Raw genomic sequence first — 15,763 nt, forward strand, 5'->3', positions numbered from 1 at the left:
CCTCCCCGTCGGGGAGGGCGGCGGCCGGCACGTCGGCGGCGGTCACGCGCTACCCGCCCATCTGCTGCTGGGCGGCGGCGAGCCGCTCCCGCACCTCGGCCTCGGTGGTCGGGCGGCCCGCGGCGGCGTCGGCGAACAGCTCCTTCATCGCGGTGCCGACGGCGGTCTCGAACTGGCTCTCCTGCGGCACCTGCGGCAGCGGCGCCGCGCTCGTGGCGAGGACGCTCTTGAAGACCCTGAGGTCCGCGGTGTCGAAGGCCGGGTCGCTCTGGGCCGAGACGACCGGGGGCAGCGATCCGTACGCCCTGTTGAGGATCTTCTGTTCCTCGTCCCCGGTCATGAACTTCACGAACTTCAGCGCGCCGCCGCGGTTGCCGGTGTTCCTGAAGACCGCGATGTTGATGCCGGCGACCATGGAGGTGATGTTCCGGCCGCCCGGCGGCGCCGGGGACGGCCGGGGGGTCGGCACGACGCCCCATTCGCCGGGCTTCATGCCGAGGTTGGTGAGCCCGCTGGTGGTGGCCTGCCAGAGCAGCATCGCGGCCTTGCCCGTGGCGAAGTCGTTCAGCGACTGGTTGGCCGAGTACTCGGCGTTGCCCGGCGCGGCGATCTTCTCCTTGCCGAGCAGGTCGATGTAGGACTTGACGGCCGCGACGGCCTGCGGGGTGGCGAACTGCGGCCTGCCGTCCGGGGTGAAGAAGTCGGCGCCGTACATCTGGCCGAGCGTGAACGCCTGGTGGACGTTCTCGGGGATGCTGGCGCCCTCGATCGCGATTCCGTACCTGCCGTCCTTGGTGAGGGCGCGGCCGGCGTCGACCAGTTCCCGCCACGTCCTGGGCGGTTCCAGGTCCGCGTCCGCGAACATCTTCCTGTTGTAGTAGAGGCCGTAGGCGAGGGAGTAGAGCGGGACGGCGGCCGGGGCCTTGCCCTTGGCGCCCGCGGCGGCGAGCGCGGCGGGGACGAACCGCCCCGCGCCGCCGACCTCGGCCATCGCGGCGGAGTCGAAGGGCAGCAGGCCGCCGGTCGCCTGCAGCGACGCCGACCAGGTGTTGCCGATGTTGAGCACGTCCGGCCCCTGGCCGGAGGTCGTGGCGGCGAGGATGCGGTTGAGCAGGTCGGTCCAGGGGACGACCTCCAGCTTCACCCGGATGCCGGTCTGCTTCTCGAACTTGGCCAGCTCCGGTTCCAGCACCTTCCGGTCGGCCGCGAGGTCGGTGCCCTGGTTGCTGGCCCAGTAGGTCAGCGTCCTCGGGTCGCCGTCGCCGGACGTGGTGCCGCCGCCGCAGCCCGCCGCGGCGGTGAGCAGGAGCCCGGCCGCGAGGACGGCGAGGGCCCGCGAGGGGTGTGGACGCATCGGCTCGGCCTTCCGATCAGGTGACGGGGGTCACTCCGAGAGTTAGATCACACCTTATTTCACGCCGTGATCTAAGCAGTGACATAATGGGCGGGTCAAGACCTGAGAAGCTGCGGGGGACGCGGCCCGGCCCGGGCCGCGGGATGAGGGGGGCCGATGCCGGAACGGCGCCGGAGGACCGTGCGCGACCTGCGCCGCGCCAACCGGTCGGTACTGCTGAGGCGGCTGTACTTCGACGGCCCGCTGAGCCGCCAGGACCTGGCCCGCGAGACCGGCCTCAGCCCCGCCTCGGTCAGCAACGTGGTGAGCGAGCTGATCGAGGCCGGGCTCGTCGTGGAGGCGGGCAGCGTCGAGTCCGACGGCGGGCGGCCGCGCGTGCTGCTGAAGACCGCGGCCGGTTACGGCCACCTCGTCGGCGTGGACGTCGGCGAGACGCGGGTGATGGTCGAGCTGTTCGACCTGGAGCTGACCCAGCTCGCCAAGGCCGACCTGCCCCTCGGCGACGGCGGCCACGACGAGCGCGCCGTCGTCCGGCACATCCTGGAGGGCCTCCCGGCGGTCATCGAGGGCGCGTCGGTCGACCCGGCGTCCATCATCGGCGTCGGCGTCGGCGTCCCCGGGGTGATCGAGCGCGGCCCGGAGGCGGTCGTGCACTGCCAGACCATCGGCTGGGACGGCGTGCCGCTGGAGCGGATGCTGCGCGAGGGCACCCGTCTCCCGCTGTTCGTGGACAACGGCGCGACGTCGCTCGGCCAGGCGGAGATGTGGTTCGGCGCCGGGCGCGGGCATCGCGACGCCGTCGTCGCCCTGGTCGGATCCGGCGTCGGCGCGGCCGTGATGATCGACGGCTCGCCGTACCGGGGCGCGGCCGGCAGCGCGGGCGAGTGGGGCCACACGACGTCCCGGGTCGGCGGCGCGCCGTGCCGGTGCGGGTCCCGCGGGTGCCTGGAGGCCTACGTCGGCGCGACCGCCCTGCTGGAACGCTACAGGGCCGCGGGCGGCCCGGCCGGGACGGACGAGGAGGCGGCCCTCGCCGGGCTGCTGGCCGACCCGTCCGGGGCGGCGGCCGCCCTGCGCGACGACGTCGCCGAGCACCTCGGCGCGGGCATCGCCGACCTGGTCAACCTGTTCAGCCCGGAGAAGATCATCATCGGCGGCTGGGCGGGGCTGCTGATCGGCGGCCGGATGCTGGACCGGATCGTCGCGGCCACCGCCGCCTACGCGCTGCGGCAGCCGTTCGCGCAGACCTCGATCGAGCTGTGCCACCTCGGGCCGGAGGCGGTCGCCGTGGGCGCGGCCACCCTCCCGCTGGCGCACCTGCTCGACGGCGGCGGCGACCCGGCGGGCGCGCGATGGCCCGGCGGCGGCCCGCGGGGGATAATGGCGTACTGACCAGCACCCTGGAGGGCGACGACACATGGGCACCGCCGGCCGTTCCGTGCGCGAATCCCTGCTGGACGCCGCCGCGGACCTCCTGGTGGAGCGCGGCTACCGGGCCGTCCGGATGCGGGACGTCGCCTCCGCCGCCGGGGTGAGCCGGCAGACCGTCTACAACGAGTTCGGCGACAAGTGGGGGCTCGCGCAGGCGGTGGTGATCCGCGACAACGATCGCTACCTCGACGGCATCGACGCCGTGCTGTCGGAGCACGCCGACGTCTACTCGGCGGTGGTCGCCGCGGTGACGTTCACGATGGAGACCTCCGCCGACGACCAGCTGAAGAAGGCGGTGCTGACGGGCGCGGGCGGCGACGAGATGCTGCCGCTGCTCACCACGCAGGCCGAGCCGGTGCTGTTCGCGGCCAGCGCCCGCATCGCCGAGCACGCCCTGCGCCAGTGGCCGGATCTGGACCGCGCCGCGCTCACCGAGATCGCCGACGCGGCCGTGCGCCTGACGATGAGCCACATCATGCTCCCGTCCGGGCCCCCGGAGGCCTTCGCCCACTTCGTCGCCCGCATGGTGACCCGCTACCTGGCCGCCGCCGCGGGGCCGCGCGGAGCGGACGCCGGGTGAGGGTCAGGGGGCGGCGGCCTGGACGTGGACGACCTTGACGGCCGTCATCTCGTCCAGGAGCTCGGGGCCGTAGCCGAACCCGCGGCCGCTGGCGCGGCGCGGGGCGGCCGCGCCGCCCGGGGCGCCGCCGAACACCGCGTTGATCTTCACGGTGCCGGCCTCCAGCGTGCGCCAGGCGGCCTGGGCGTGCGCCATGTCGCGGGTGAGGACGGTGGCGGCGAGGCCGTAGCGGGAGCGGTTCGCGGCCTCCAGCGCCTGCTCGAACCCGGCCACGGTGCGGACGGGAGCGACGGGGCCGAAGGTCTCCTCCGCCATGACCGCCATGTGGTCGGCGCAGCCGGCCAGGACGGTCGCCGGGTAGAAGCAGCCGGGGCCCTCGGGCAGGCGGGCGCCGGCCAGCGCCCGGGCCCCGTCCGCGAGGGCCTTCTCCACCTGCTGGTGGACCTGGGTGCGGTGGCGCTCGTCGACGAGGGGCCCGAGCTCGGTGGACGGGTCGGCGCCCGGCCCCGTGCGCAGGGCCCGGGCGCGGGCGGCGAGCGCGTCCAGGAACGGCTCGGCGACGGCCTCGTGCACGTAGACGCGCTCGACCGAGGTGCAGATCTGCCCGGCGTTGGCGAAGCACCCGAGCGCGGCCTGCCCGGCGGCCCAGGACGGGTCGACGCCCGCGTCCACGATCAGCGGGTCGGCGCCGCCGTTCTCCAGGACGGTCCTCGCCCCGGTCCGCGCGGCCAGCTCGGCGATGCGGCGGCCGGCGCGGGTGGAGCCGACGTGCGCGACGACGTCCGCGCCCGCGTGCCCGGCGAGGGCCTCGCCGACCGCGCCGCCGCCCGCGACCACGTTCAGGACCCCGTCCGGCAGGGACCCGGCGATCAGCTCGGCGAGCATCGCGCCGGTGTGGGGCGTGCGCTCGGAGGGCTTGTGGACCACCGTGTTGCCCGTCGCCACGGCCGCGCCGACCAGGCCGCACGCGATCGCGACCGGATCGTTCTACGGCGTGATGGCGGCGACGACGCCCCACGGCTCGCGGACCATGAAGTCGGCGGCGTCCCGTCCGCCCTGGAGGCTGCGCCCGCCGTGCAGCGGACCCAGCTCGGCGTACTGGCGCAGGGTGCCGATCCCGGCCTCCACGCCGCCGAGCGCGTCACCGGTCGGCTTGCCCATCTCCGCGGTCACCAGGGCGGCCAGCTCGTCCATGCGCTCCTCGACCGCGCGCGCCGCCGCGTGCAGCGCCGCGCCCCGATCGGCCGCCGGCGTCGCCGCCCAGCCGGGCGCGGCGGCGCGGGCCGCCGCCACGGCCGCGTCCACGTCCGCCGCCGAGGAGGCGGCCACCACCCCGAGCGGCTCACCGGTCGCCGGATCGGTCACCGTGAACGTCTCGTCCCCGGTCCCCTGGCTCCACCGTCCGCCGGCCAGCATCCACCTGTCGCGCGGCCGCATGGCCTCCCCTTCCGTGTCGGCTCCCGGTGTCGCCTACCCGGCACGGGGCGCTTCAGACCCACCCCGCGTCAGTGAACACTTACTCGCGTCGGCTACCGTGAGCCCAGGCGAGAACGTGCGAGGAGGCGCGATGGACTTCGACCTGCCGGAGGGCGCGGCCGCGGTGCGCGAGGGCGTGCTGGCGGTCGCCGGGAAGTACGACCAGGACTACTGGGGCCGGTGCGACGCGGACAAGCGCTGGCCGGAGGAGGTCTGGCGGGAGCTGGTCGACGGCGGCTGGCACAGCCTGGCGATCCCCGAGGAGTACGGCGGCGGGGGCCAGGGCCTGCTGGAGCTGGCGGTGGCCCTGGAGGCCCTCGCCGAGGGCGGCGCGGGCGGCGCCGCGTCCTTCATGTACCTGCTGACGCCCGCGTTCGGCGGCCTGACCATCGCCCGGCACGGCACCGCCGAGCAGAAGCGCGAACTCCTGCCGAGGATCGCCTCCGGCGAGATCGAGACGTGCTTCGCGATCACCGAGCCGGACGCGGGCAGCAACGCCATCGCCATCTCCACCCAGGCGCGCCGCGACGGCGACTCCTTCGTCGTCAGCGGCCAGAAGATCTGGATCTCCGGCGTCGAGCGCGCCGACCTCCTCGTGCTGGTCACCCGGACGATCCCGGCCGCGCAGGCACGCCCCCGCACCGCGGGTTTCACCGTCCTGCTGGTGGACGTCAAGGAGGCCGTGGCCGAGGGCACGCTGACCTACCGGCCGATCCCAAAGCTCGGCACCAACACCGTCGCCTCCAGCATGGTCTTCCTGGACGGAGTGCGCGTGCCCGCCGACCGGGTCCTCGGCGAGCCCGACGAGGGCTTCGCCGTGCTGTGGGACATCCTCAACCCCGAGCGGATCCTGGCCGCCGCGGGCGGCGTCGGGTCCGGCGGCCTGGTGCTGCGGATCGCCTGCGAGTACGCCGGCGAGCGCGCCCCCTTCGGCACGCCGATCGGGGCGAACCAGGCCGTCGCGTTCCCGCTCGCGCGGATCAAGGCGCAGCTGGAGCTGGCCCGGCTGATGACCTACAAGGCCGCCTGGCTGTGGGACCGCGGCCGGCCCTGCGGCTCGGAGGCCAACATCGCCAAGCTCACCGCGGCGGACGCGGCCTGGCAGGCGGCCGACCGGGCGTTCCAGACCTACGGCGGCATGGCGTACTCCCTGGAGTACCCGGTCGCCCGGATGTTCCGGGACGCTCGCATCGCGAAGAACATCCCGGTCGCCGAGGAACTCGTCCTCGCCCACATCGCCCAGCACGAGCTGGGACTCCCCAAGTCGTACTGACCCGTCCTCATGCCCCGGGCCACGCGGGCGCGGCCCGGGCCACGGGACGCACGGAGGCGGGGGACGCGCCTCAGCCGAAGCGGGGCGGGCGCTTCTCCCGGATCGCCGCGACGCCCTCGCGCACGTCCGGGCCGGTGAACCCGAAGAACTCCATCGCCAGGGAGGCGTCGAACGTCGGCCCCGCGAGGCGCAGCCAGTTGTTCAGCGCGTGCTTGGTGAACGACAGCGCCTCGGCGGGCCCGGCGGCGAGGCGTCCGGCGATCTCCAGCGCGCGCTCGTGCACGTGCGCGTCGTCCACGCACAGCGAGACCAGGCCGATCCGCTCGGCCTCCTCGCCGGTGAGGACGTCGTTGAGCAGCAGGTAGTACTTGGCCTTCGCGAGCCCGCACAGCAGCGGCCACACGATCGCCGCGTGGTCGCCGGCCGCGACGCCCAGCCGCGTGTGCCCGTCGATGATCTTCGCGGTGCGGCCCGCGACGGACACGTCGGCCAGCAGCGCGACCGCGAGACCGGCGCCCACCGTCGGGCCCTGCACGGCGCTGACCACCGGCTTGGAGCAGTTCAGGACGTTCATCACGATGTCCCGGGCCTCGCGCATGATCCGGCGGCGGGAGGCGTGGTCGGTCATCATCTCCTCGATCATGGCGAGGTCGCCGCCGGCGGAGAACGCCGTGCCCTCCCCCCGCACGAGCACCGCGCGGACGTCGTCGTCGGCGTCGGCGTCCCGCCAGATCTCCGCCAGCTCGCGGTGCCCGGTGGTGTCGACCGCGTTCAGCTTGCCCGGTGTGCTGATCGTGACCCGCAGCACCCCGTCCGCCGCCCAGTCGATCTTCAGCCGCTCGTACGCGTCGTACCGCGTCATGCCGCACTCCCCTGCCGCGAGTGGTCGTCGAATGCCGCGCGCAATCGTCGCACAGCGAACTCCACCGCCTCGGCGCCGGCGTCGAAGATCTCGGGCAGCAGGAAGAAGGAGTGCACGACGCCGTCGTAGCGGCGCAGCTCCACCGGCACGCCGGCCTCGGCGAGCCGCCGCGCGTAGGCCTCCGCCTCGTCGCGCAGGATGTCGCACTCGGCGGTGATCACGGTGGCGGGCGCGGCGCCGGCCAGGTCCGCGGCGCGCAGCGGGGCCAGCCGGGGATCGGCCGGGTCGGCGCCGTCCCGGTAGAGCTCCATGAACCGGGCGAGCGACCCGGCGTCCAGCCCGTAGCCCGTCCCGTACTCCCGCCAGCTCGGGGTGTCCCTCGCCGTGTCGGTCACCGGGTAGACGAGCAGCTGGTGGGCGAGGGCGACCCCGGCGTCCCTGGCCAGCAGCGCGGCGGCCGCGGCGAGGTTGCCGCCCGCGCTGTCGCCGGCGACCGCCACGGCCCCCTCCAGCACGCCGTACCGGCCGGGCTCGCGCGCCACCGAGGACACCACGGCCCAGGCGTCGTCCACCGCCGCGGGGAACGGGTGCTCGGGGGCCAGCCGGTAGCCGACGTTCAGCACGACGCACCCCGCCGCGGCCGCCAGGTCGCGGCAGAAGGCGTCCACGTTGTCGACGCCGCCGAGCACCCATCCCCCGCCGTGCAGGTACACGACGGCCGGCAGCGGCCCTCGCTCGGGCGGCGCGGGGCGGTACAGGCGCACCGGCACGGAGCCACCGGGGCCGGGCACCTCGACGTCGCGGACCCGCGGAAGCTCGCGCCGCACGACCGGGAAGGCCGCGCCGATCCGCTCCCGCATCTGCTCGATCGTGGGCTCGGCGGGCCCGTCCCGCCCCGGGGGCACGGCGGTCCACGAGGCGAGCTGCTCCAGGAAGCTCACGGTCTGCGGGTGCAGGGGCATGCGGCGGCCTCCGGTGGGGGGACATCGGCGGAAATCCACCCCTCGGCCTGCCCGGTGGCCGGGCCCCCAATCCCCGCGTCAGCGTCCGGCGGCTTCGGCGACGAGGGCCTCGAAGAGCCGCCTGTCGTCGCTCTCCTCGGGGTGCCACTGGACCGCGACGCCGAAACGGTGGCCCTGGAGTTCCACGGCCTCCACCACCTGGTCCTCGGCCCACGCGACGGCGGTCAGGCCCTTGCCGAGCCGGCTCACCGCCTGATGGTGGTAGGTGGGGACGTCGGAGGAGGCCCCGAGGATCCTGCCGATCCGGCTCCCCTCCCCGGTCCGCACCCGGTGCGAGCCGAGGACCCCGGCGGCGGGGGCGTGCCCCCGGTGGCCCACCGCCTCCGGCAGGTGCTGGACGAGGGCGCCGCCGCGCGCGACGTTCAGCACCTGCATCCCCCGGCAGATCGCCAGGAACGGCAGGTCGGCGTCGACGACGGCACGGACGAGGGCCAGCTCGAACCGGTCGCGCTGGGGCTGCGGCGGCCCGGTCTCGGGATGCCGGGCGGCGCCGTACAGCTCCGGGTCGACGTCGCCGCCCCCCGCCAGGACGACGCCGTCCAGCCGCGAGACCAGGGTGTCCAGTCCGCGCAGGGTCGCGGCCGGGGGCAGCAGGACCGGGACGCCGCCGGCCCGCTCGACCGAGCGCGCGTACGGCACGGGAAGCAGCGCGGCCTCGCGCACCCAGAACCCCCAGCGGGCCGGCTCCTGGTAGGTGGTGATGCCGATGAGCGGCGGCCCGCTCTCACCGGCCTCCGGGTGCGGCGCTCCGCGCACGGCTCCTGACATGCGTGTCTCCCCCCTGTGCTGGACCCCGGCCCCGGGGCGGCCGCCGACACGGGCGATCGGCCGGCCGCACGTCACCGTGCGCCGCCCGCCCACCCTCGCGCCGTCCGCCCCCCGGCCCTCCTCGGGTCAGCTTGCCGCACGGCACGCGGCTCCGCCGTCGGAAGTGGCGAGATCGGCGCATCGCGATGCCGGGGCGGTGGCCTGCCGCGGGGCGCCTCGCGGCGGAAACACCGAAGAATTCGGAAATCTTCTTCCCTGATGCAGGTTCTTCCTCCCCTTCCGGACGGTTCTTCCGAAACGTTCGCACCCCGATCGGATACCGATCAGTATGCGTTGACCGATTCACTTACCGTCGGTCACGGGGAATTGACGAACAATTACAATGAGTAGCGAAGGCGGCCCTCTGTGGCGGCAATCGATTGAACACCTGCGGGGATGGGTGAGAGAATCTCAGCAACTCGGGCAGCAAGGACGGCCGGATCCTCCGTCGGCCCTGCCGCCCGACCGCCGAAAACAGCCCGCTTGGGAGGCGAGCCGACCGAATGGCACCGGAAACTCGCGTTATCAAAGAATGCTTCGCACGGCTTGAGGCCGACCCGGCGGGCGCCATGAGCTATTTCTACGGCCGCCTTTTCGCGGCGCGGCCGCGGCTGCGGACCCTGTTCCCGCCCGCGATGGGCGCCCAGCACGACCGGTTCTTCCAGGCGCTCAGCCGGATCGTGTGGAGCCAGGACAACCCCGAGGAGCTCGCCCGCCACCTTGAGAGCCTCGGCCGCGGCCACCGCAAGTACGGGGTCCTGCGCGAGCACTATCCGGCCGTCGAGGAGGCCCTGACCGCGACGCTGCGCGCCTTCGCCGCCGACGTCTGGACGGCCGAGACCGAGGCGGCCTGGCGCGCCGCCTACCGCGCCGCGGCCGACGCCATGGCCGCCGCGGCGGAGCGGGACGCCGCGAGCGCCCCGCCGTGGTGGGTCGCCGAGGTCGTGCGGCACGAGCGCCGCGCCTTCGACCTCGCCGTCCTCACGCTGCGCCCCGAGCGCCCCCTGCCGTTCGCGCCCGGGCAGCACGTGAGCGTCCAGACCGCCCGCTGGCCGCGGATCTGGCGGCCGTACTCGATCGCGAACGCGCCCCGCCGGGACGGGACGATCTGCCTGCACGTCCGGGCCCGTCCCGCCGGGTGGGTGAGCGGCGCGCTGGTCCGGCACACCGGTCCGGGCGACAGCGTGCTGCTGGGCCCGCCGGACGGCGCGATGACCCTCGACCCGGACTCGGGCCGCCCGCTCCTGCTGATCGGCGGCGGCACCGGCCTGGCCCCCGTGAAGGCGCTGGCCGAGCAGGCCCTCGCCTCCGACCCGGGCCGCGACGTCCTGCTCGTCGCCGCGGCCCGCACGGAGAGCGCCCTGTACGACCTCCCCGAGCTGCGGCACCTGGAGTCGGCCCACGCCCGGCTCCAGGTCGTCCCCGTCGTGTCACGCGAACCCGCCGCCGGTGTCCTCGCCGGCCGCGTGCCGGACGTCCTTCCCCAGCTCGTGGACGGCGCCGCCGGCCACGACGCCTACGTGGCCGGACCCGCCCCGCTCGTCCGCGCGACGGTCGCCGCCCTGCAGCGGCTCGGCGCTCCGCTGACGCGCGTCCACCACGACCTGCTCACGGCCGGGGACTGAGGCGCGTCACCAGCCGGCGCGCTCCCGCAGGAACTCGGTCGTCTTCGCGTCCGCCGGGTAGAACGACTCGATCGCCAGTTCCGCCACCGTGATGTCGACCGGCGTCCCGAAGGTCGCGATCGTGCTGAAGAACGACAGTTCCCGGCCCTCCACCCGCATCCGCAGCGGAACGAAGACCTCGTGGCTCGCGGGCGGGGCGATCGCCTCCCCCACGTCGCCGGGGAAGCTCCGCAGCTCCTTGTGCAGCTGGGCGAGCGCCGCGTCCGCGGTCAGCGCCACATGCCGCCGGACGCGGTCGATCATGTGGGCGCGCCACTCCGCCAGGTTCAGGATGTTCCTGGCCATCCCGTCCGGATGCATGCTGAGCCGCAGCACGTTCAGCGGCGGCTCCAGCAGTTCCGGCGGCGCGCCCTCCATGAAGAACGCGGCCGCGCCGTTGGCGTCGATCAGGTTCCAGAACCGGTCCACGACCACCGCCGGATAGGGCTCGTGGCCCTCCAGCACCTGCCGGAGCGCCGCCCGGACCGTGTCCATCTTCGGCTCTTCGATCGGCGTCTCGTCGAACACCGGCGCGTACCCGGCCGACACCAGCAGCAGGTTGCGGTCGCGCAGCGGCACGTCCAGGTGCTCGGCGAGCCGCAGCACCATCTCGCGGCTCGGCGCCGAGCGCCCCGTCTCCACGAAGCTGAGGTGCCGCGTCGACACGTCCGCCTCCGACGCCAGCTCCAGCTGGCTCAGCCTGCGCCGCTGCCGCCACGCCCGGAGCTGGTCCCCGATCGGCCGCACGTCGCTCAGTCCCGTCGTCATCGTCGTCACGCCACGACGGTAGCGGCATCCGGGTCAGGCTCACGATTACGTGCGGGGTAATGGACGCTCTGACGCCCGGACGGCGAGGGTGGGGCCTTCGACACCCGCCGCAGGAGGCCTCATGACGACCGGGCTCACCCCCGACCAGCTGACCGACGCCATGCCGTTCGCCCGCGCGCTCGGCATGGAGATCGACACCGCCGGGCCGGAGGAGGTCGCCGGCCACCTGGACTGGGCCCCCGACCGGTGCACCGCCGGCGGTCTCATGCACGGCGGCGCCCTCATGGCCCTGGCCGACACGCTCGGCGCGGCGTGCGCGTTCCTCAACCTCCCGCCGGACACCTCCACCTCGACGCTGGAGTCCAAGACCAACTTCTTCCGAGGGGTCAGGGAGGGGCGCGTCCGGGGCGCCTCCCGCCCGCTGCACACCGGCCGGACCTCGATCGTCGTCCAGACCGACCTGTACGACGAGTCCGGGCGCCGTGTCGCCCAGGTGACCCAGACCCAGGCCGTGCTCCGCTTCTGAGCTGCCGGCCGAGCACCTTTACGTTGTAGATTTTTTAGAGAGGTGCTCGGCGAAGAAGCCGAGGATGCGGTCCCAGCCGTCCGGGGCGTTCTCGCGGCCCTTCCCGAAGCCCATGACGATCTTCGCGATCGGGCCCAACGGGGGCGGCGGCGTGAGGCCGGTGAGGAACCCGTGCCCGGTGCCCGGGTACTCCTTCACGTCGTGCGGCACACCCGCGGCCGTGAGGGCGCGCTCCAGCCTGCCGGCGGCCCCCCGCAGCGACGGGTCGGCGGCGCCGTAGCTGCCGACGATCGGGCACGCGCCCCGCAGGGACTCCTCCGGCCGGCGCGGCAGGATCCCGTAGTTGGCCGCGGCGGCCTGGAAGTCGTACTTCGCCGCCGCGACCAGCGCGAACCCGCCGCCCATGCAGAACCCGCAGACCCCGACGCCGCCGGTGCAGTCGTCCCGGCCGGCGAGCCATGCGCGGGCCGCCTCGATATGGTCGTAGGTCGGCCCGCGCTGGGCCCGCATGTCGCGCATCGCCTTGGCGACGCAGCGCACCCAGGGCGCCCCGTTGTAGAGGTCGGGCAGGACGGCGAGGTACCCGTGGGCGGCGAACCGGTCGGCCTGGGCGCGCATGTCGTCGTTCGCGCCCATCGCCTCGAACACGATCACGACGCCCGGCCAGGGCCCCTCCCCCTCGGGGACGGCGAGGTAGCCCGGAAGCGCGCGGTCGCCTACCGGAATGGAGATGTCAGACATAGCGTCCAATAATTCCCCAGGCGAGCCCGCGCGCCTAGACCCCGCGGAGGATCAGACCTTGCGCCACTGCGGCACCCACGCGCCGTCCTCGACGACGTAGTCGCCGAACAGGTCCGGAGCCTCGGTGCGCATCACCTCGCCGATCTTGCCGAAGAGCAGCCGGATCTCCTCCTCGGCGCCGGGCGCGGTGCGGTTCTCCAGGGTGTGGCGCAGGGTGCGGACGTTGGCCGTCCAGACCAGGCCGGTGCCGACGCCCTCGGGCGCGAACCGGCGCATGAACGAGGTCTTGTGCTTCTTCTCCTTGAACGGCACGCCCTCGTCGTCCAGGCCGAAGTGCGCGGCCATCCAGCCCTGGAACTCCTCCATCTGCTCCAGCATGGCGGTGGCGCGCTTCATCAGCTCGGTGTCCTCGCGGGCCCACTCCGGGAACCAGAAGGGGATGTCCTGCAGCCGGACGAACCGCAGCGACTCCTGCGAGATGGCCACGCCCGGGCGGTGCCGGACGAGCTCGTGGGTCAGCACCCGGCTCACGTTGTGCAGGACGAAGCTGAAGCTGACGTGCTCCAGCACCGAGCCGTGCAGGCTGCGCAGGATGTTCTCCAGGTACTGGCCGGAGTCGGTGCGGATCTTGGTGACGTTGGGGTTGAGGCCCGGCTCCCAGGAGCGGTAGCAGAGCCGCCCCGCGAACTCGGCGAGGTTCTGCGGGTCGTTGAGCTCGTCGTCGAGCTCCCCGCGGTCGAGCCGCTCCAGCCAGCCCTCCCCGCCCACCTCCCGCAGGTACCGGGCGACCTCGTCGTAGTCCAGTTCGGGCCGCGCAACGAGGAACACCTCGGGCTCGACGCTCTTCACTCTCGTTCCCCCTACGGGTCGTTTCCGTCGCCCCTTAGGAAACCACCCCGCCACCCCGGCCGCGACCTGGGGCACGGCCTTCGGGGGTCATGAGCGTCCTGGATCACGCTCATGGGGTCGTGGCGCACACTGGAGAGGTTCGTCCAGCTAGGAGGGTTCTATGCCATCGGAACTGACAGTGCTGGGAGCCTGCCCGCTGGACTGCCCCGACGGCTGCTCCTGGGTCGTCACCGTGCGGGACGGGGCGGCGGTCCGGCTGCGCGGCAACCCCGGCCACCCGTACACGCGCGGGGCGCTGTGCGCGAAGGTGAACCGGTGGCTGGAGCGCGCCGCCCAGCCGGACCGCATCCTGCACCCGATGCGCCGCGTGGGCGCCAAGGGCGAGGGGCGGTTCGAGCGCATCGGGTGGGACGAGGCGCTCGACGAGATCGCCGCGCGGCTGCAGGACGTCGCCCGGGAGCACGGCGGCGAGGCGATCTGGCCCTACTGGGGGACGGGCACGCTCGGCTACCTGCAGGGCCTCGAAGGGTATTCCGGCCGGCGGTTCTTCAACGTGCTCGGCGCCTCGGCCCACAGCGCCGACATCTGCTCGGCGGCGGGCAGCGCCGGGATGGCCGAGGCGGTCGGCTCGCCGGGCGGCATGGACCCCGAGGACCTGGCGCACGCCCGGCTCGTCCTGCTGTGGGGCACCAACCCGCTGACCAGCGGGCACCATGTGTGGAAGTTCGTCCAGGACGCGCGGAAGGCGGGCGCGCACCTGGTCGCGATCGACCCGGTGCGGACGCGGACGGCGCGGCAGGCGGACGAGCACCTGGCGCCGCTGCCCGGAACGGACGGGGCGCTCGCGCTCGGCCTGCTCCACGTCATCGTGGGGCTCGGCGCGCAGGACGCGGACTTCCTGGCCCGGGGGACGCTCGGATGGCGGGAGTTCCGCGACCGGATCGCCGAGTACCCCCCGGACCGGGCCGCGCGGATCACCGGCGTCCCGGCGGACCGCATCGTGGCGCTCGGCGAGCGGATCGCCCGCACCCGCCCCACCGCGATCCGCGCGACGCAGGGTCTCCAGCGGCACTCCGGCGGCGGGGCCGCGCTGCGGCTGATCGCCGCCATCCCCGCCGTGACCGGCGACTGGGCGAGGCGCGGCGGCGGGCTCGCGTTCTCCACGTCCGGCCACGTGAAGCTGGACAAGGCCGCGCTGTGGCGCGACGACCTGCGCCCCCGCCCGGTGCGGACGCTGTCGATGAGCCGCCTCGGCGAGGGGCTGCTGGACGTCCAGGACCCGCCCGTCAAGGCCCTGTTCGTCATCGCGGCCAATCCCGCGGGCAGCACCCCGCACCAGAACAAGGTGCGCCGGGGCCTGGCCCGCGACGACCTGTTCACCGTGGTCCTGGAGCAGTTCCCGACCGACACCGTGGACTACGCCGACATCGTCCTGCCCGCGACGGCGCAGCACGAGCACACCGACCTGCACGAGGGCTACGGTCACCTGTACCTCACCTGGAACGAGCCCGCGGTGGCGCCGCCCGGCGAGTGCCTGCCGACGACCGAGACCTTCCGCCGCCTGGCGCACCGGATGGGCCTGCGGGAACCGGCCCTCTACGACTCCGACGAGAGCCTCGCCGAACAACTGCTGGCGTCGGACCACCCGTGGATGGCGGGCGTCACGCTGGACCGGCTCCGCAAGGAGGGGTTCGTGCGCATGTCGGTCCCGGACCCGTTCCTGCCGTACGCCGACGGCTTCCCCACCCCGTCCGGGCGGTTCGAGTTCCGCTCGTCCGCCGCGGGGCTCGCCGGCTACGTCCCGCCCGCGGAGGTCGCCGACGAGGAGCGGGCCGGGAGATACCCCCTCGCCCTGGTCTCGGCCGCGTCCCACGAGTTCCTCAACACCCAGTTCGCCAACAACCCGGAGTTGAGGCGCCGCTCGGGCGGACTCGCCGTCCGCCTCCACGAGGACGACGCGCGGGCGCGGGGCCTGGTCGACGGGCAGCGCGTCGTGGTCGGCAACGAGCGGGGATCCTTCGAGGCCGTCCTGAAGATCACCGACGAGGTCCGCCCCGGCGTCGCGGCGACGGGCAAGGGCCACTGGGCCAAGCTCTCCGGCGGCTCCAACGCCAACGCCGTGGTCGACGAGCGCGCCACCGACCTCGGCGGCGGCCCCGTCTTCCACGACACCCGCGTGGAGGTCACCGCCCTGCCGGCGCCACCGCCGCCGGCCGGATGAGCGGGAGGCGGTACTCCGTGGATGACCCCCGCGAGACGGCGGCGTCAGCGGAGGCGGCCGGCGGTGTGGAGGTGGTCGAAGATGATCTGGTCGACCGGGGCCACGCGGGGGCGGTCGGCGGGCCCCATCCTGCCGGGCCGCGGCTTTCCGCGAGGGCGGGAAACGTGATCTTTGTGAGCGGTACGGTGT

13 protein-coding genes and 1 pseudogene are annotated in these 15,763 nt (G+C 74.2%); 6 read left to right on the forward strand and 8 right to left on the reverse strand.

Features of this window, described 5'->3' with window-relative positions; genetic code table 11:
- Positions 1 to 49: 49 nt before the first annotated feature.
- Entirely contained in the window at positions 50 to 1,354 is a 1,305-nt protein-coding gene (locus tag ABWI04_RS11125) for an ABC transporter substrate-binding protein (RefSeq protein ID WP_353832305.1), read from the reverse strand.
- A 156-nt stretch (positions 1,355 to 1,510) separates the two neighbouring features.
- On the opposite strand from ABWI04_RS11125, the gene ABWI04_RS11130 reads away from it, so the two are divergent.
- Positions 1,511 to 2,746 carry an ROK family transcriptional regulator gene (locus ABWI04_RS11130; RefSeq protein ID WP_345186288.1) on the forward strand — a complete coding sequence of 412 codons (1,236 nt, stop codon included), beginning with the start codon at positions 1,511 to 1,513 and terminating at the stop codon, positions 2,744 to 2,746.
- A gap of 25 nt (positions 2,747 to 2,771) precedes the next feature.
- Entirely contained in the window at positions 2,772 to 3,365 is a 594-nt protein-coding gene (locus ABWI04_RS11135; protein ID WP_353832306.1) for a TetR/AcrR family transcriptional regulator, read from the forward strand.
- Between the two features lie 3 nt (positions 3,366 to 3,368).
- Here ABWI04_RS11135 and ABWI04_RS11140 read toward each other — a convergent pair.
- Positions 3,369 to 4,802, reverse strand: a pseudogene (locus tag ABWI04_RS11140) (aldehyde dehydrogenase family protein).
- Positions 4,803 to 4,932: 130 nt separating this feature from the next.
- Here ABWI04_RS11140 and ABWI04_RS11145 point away from each other — a divergent pair.
- Entirely contained in the window at positions 4,933 to 6,114 is a 1,182-nt protein-coding gene (locus ABWI04_RS11145; RefSeq protein ID WP_345182188.1) for an acyl-CoA dehydrogenase family protein, read from the forward strand.
- A 70-nt stretch (positions 6,115 to 6,184) separates the two neighbouring features.
- Here ABWI04_RS11145 and ABWI04_RS11150 read toward each other — a convergent pair whose 3' ends face one another.
- The 3 genes from ABWI04_RS11150 to ABWI04_RS11160 form a co-directional block, all read right to left on the reverse strand.
- Positions 6,185 to 6,976 (reverse strand): enoyl-CoA hydratase/isomerase family protein, encoded by a 792-nt coding sequence (locus ABWI04_RS11150; RefSeq protein WP_353832307.1) that lies wholly within the window; start codon positions 6,974 to 6,976, stop codon positions 6,185 to 6,187.
- Positions 6,973 to 7,938: an alpha/beta hydrolase gene (locus ABWI04_RS11155; RefSeq protein ID WP_345182184.1), complete on the reverse strand. Its 966-nt coding sequence runs from the start codon at positions 7,936 to 7,938 to the stop codon at positions 6,973 to 6,975. The genes ABWI04_RS11150 and ABWI04_RS11155 overlap by 4 nt, the downstream gene beginning before the upstream one ends.
- Positions 7,939 to 8,016: 78 nt before the next feature.
- Positions 8,017 to 8,766: a gamma-glutamyl-gamma-aminobutyrate hydrolase family protein gene (locus tag ABWI04_RS11160; RefSeq protein ID WP_353832308.1), complete on the reverse strand. Its 750-nt coding sequence runs from the start codon at positions 8,764 to 8,766 to the stop codon at positions 8,017 to 8,019.
- 608 nt (positions 8,767 to 9,374) lie between these two features.
- Between ABWI04_RS11160 and ABWI04_RS11165 the strand changes: the two genes are divergently transcribed.
- Positions 9,375 to 10,430 (forward strand): globin domain-containing protein, encoded by a 1,056-nt coding sequence (locus ABWI04_RS11165; RefSeq protein WP_353832309.1) that lies wholly within the window; start codon positions 9,375 to 9,377, stop codon positions 10,428 to 10,430.
- 6 nt (positions 10,431 to 10,436) lie between these two features.
- On the opposite strand, the gene ABWI04_RS11170 is transcribed toward ABWI04_RS11165, so the two are convergent.
- The gene (locus ABWI04_RS11170) at positions 10,437 to 11,237 is read right to left on the reverse strand and encodes a helix-turn-helix domain-containing protein (protein WP_345182190.1); all 801 of its coding nucleotides are present in this window, start codon (positions 11,235 to 11,237) and stop codon (positions 10,437 to 10,439) included.
- 121 nt (positions 11,238 to 11,358) lie between these two features.
- Here ABWI04_RS11170 and ABWI04_RS11175 point away from each other — a divergent pair, with 121 nt between their 5' ends.
- Positions 11,359 to 11,763, forward strand: a complete 405-nt coding sequence (locus ABWI04_RS11175) for a PaaI family thioesterase (RefSeq protein WP_353832310.1) — start codon at positions 11,359 to 11,361, stop codon at positions 11,761 to 11,763.
- Positions 11,764 to 11,781: 18 nt separating this feature from the next.
- Here ABWI04_RS11175 and ABWI04_RS11180 read toward each other — a convergent pair whose 3' ends face one another.
- Positions 11,782 to 12,504: a dienelactone hydrolase family protein gene (locus tag ABWI04_RS11180; RefSeq protein ID WP_353832311.1), complete on the reverse strand. Its 723-nt coding sequence runs from the start codon at positions 12,502 to 12,504 to the stop codon at positions 11,782 to 11,784.
- Positions 12,505 to 12,555: 51 nt separating this feature from the next.
- The gene (gene thyX / locus ABWI04_RS11185) at positions 12,556 to 13,353 is read right to left on the reverse strand and encodes an FAD-dependent thymidylate synthase (RefSeq protein ID WP_345182173.1); all 798 of its coding nucleotides are present in this window, start codon (positions 13,351 to 13,353) and stop codon (positions 12,556 to 12,558) included.
- 160 nt (positions 13,354 to 13,513) lie between these two features.
- Here thyX and ABWI04_RS11190 point away from each other — a divergent pair, with 160 nt between their 5' ends.
- Positions 13,514 to 15,574 (forward strand): molybdopterin-containing oxidoreductase family protein, encoded by a 2,061-nt coding sequence (locus tag ABWI04_RS11190; RefSeq protein WP_353832312.1) that lies wholly within the window; start codon positions 13,514 to 13,516, stop codon positions 15,572 to 15,574.
- Positions 15,575 to 15,763: the final 189 nt, after the last annotated feature.

Source organism: Actinomadura sp. NPDC000929 (assembly GCF_040492065.1).
GTDB classification, from domain to species: Bacteria; Actinomycetota; Actinomycetes; order Streptosporangiales; family Streptosporangiaceae; genus Spirillospora; species Spirillospora verrucosospora.

Coding starts and splice junctions, on each gene's coding strand:
- ABWI04_RS11150 (WP_353832307.1), bottom strand. CDS start 6,976: ATGACGCGGTACGACGCGTACGAGCGGCTGAAGATCGACTGGGCGGCG.
- ABWI04_RS11175 (WP_353832310.1), top strand. CDS start 11,359: ATGACGACCGGGCTCACCCCCGACCAGCTGACCGACGCCATGCCGTTC.
- ABWI04_RS11180 (WP_353832311.1), bottom strand. CDS start 12,504: ATGTCTGACATCTCCATTCCGGTAGGCGACCGCGCGCTTCCGGGCTAC.
- ABWI04_RS11170 (WP_345182190.1), bottom strand. CDS start 11,237: ATGACGACGGGACTGAGCGACGTGCGGCCGATCGGGGACCAGCTCCGG.
- ABWI04_RS11130 (WP_345186288.1), top strand. CDS start 1,511: ATGCCGGAACGGCGCCGGAGGACCGTGCGCGACCTGCGCCGCGCCAAC.
- ABWI04_RS11145 (WP_345182188.1), top strand. CDS start 4,933: ATGGACTTCGACCTGCCGGAGGGCGCGGCCGCGGTGCGCGAGGGCGTG.
- ABWI04_RS11125 (WP_353832305.1), bottom strand. CDS start 1,354: ATGCGTCCACACCCCTCGCGGGCCCTCGCCGTCCTCGCGGCCGGGCTC.
- ABWI04_RS11135 (WP_353832306.1), top strand. CDS start 2,772: ATGGGCACCGCCGGCCGTTCCGTGCGCGAATCCCTGCTGGACGCCGCC.
- ABWI04_RS11160 (WP_353832308.1), bottom strand. CDS start 8,766: ATGTCAGGAGCCGTGCGCGGAGCGCCGCACCCGGAGGCCGGTGAGAGC.
- ABWI04_RS11190 (WP_353832312.1), top strand. CDS start 13,514: ATGCCATCGGAACTGACAGTGCTGGGAGCCTGCCCGCTGGACTGCCCC.
- ABWI04_RS11155 (WP_345182184.1), bottom strand. CDS start 7,938: ATGCCCCTGCACCCGCAGACCGTGAGCTTCCTGGAGCAGCTCGCCTCG.
- ABWI04_RS11165 (WP_353832309.1), top strand. CDS start 9,375: ATGAGCTATTTCTACGGCCGCCTTTTCGCGGCGCGGCCGCGGCTGCGG.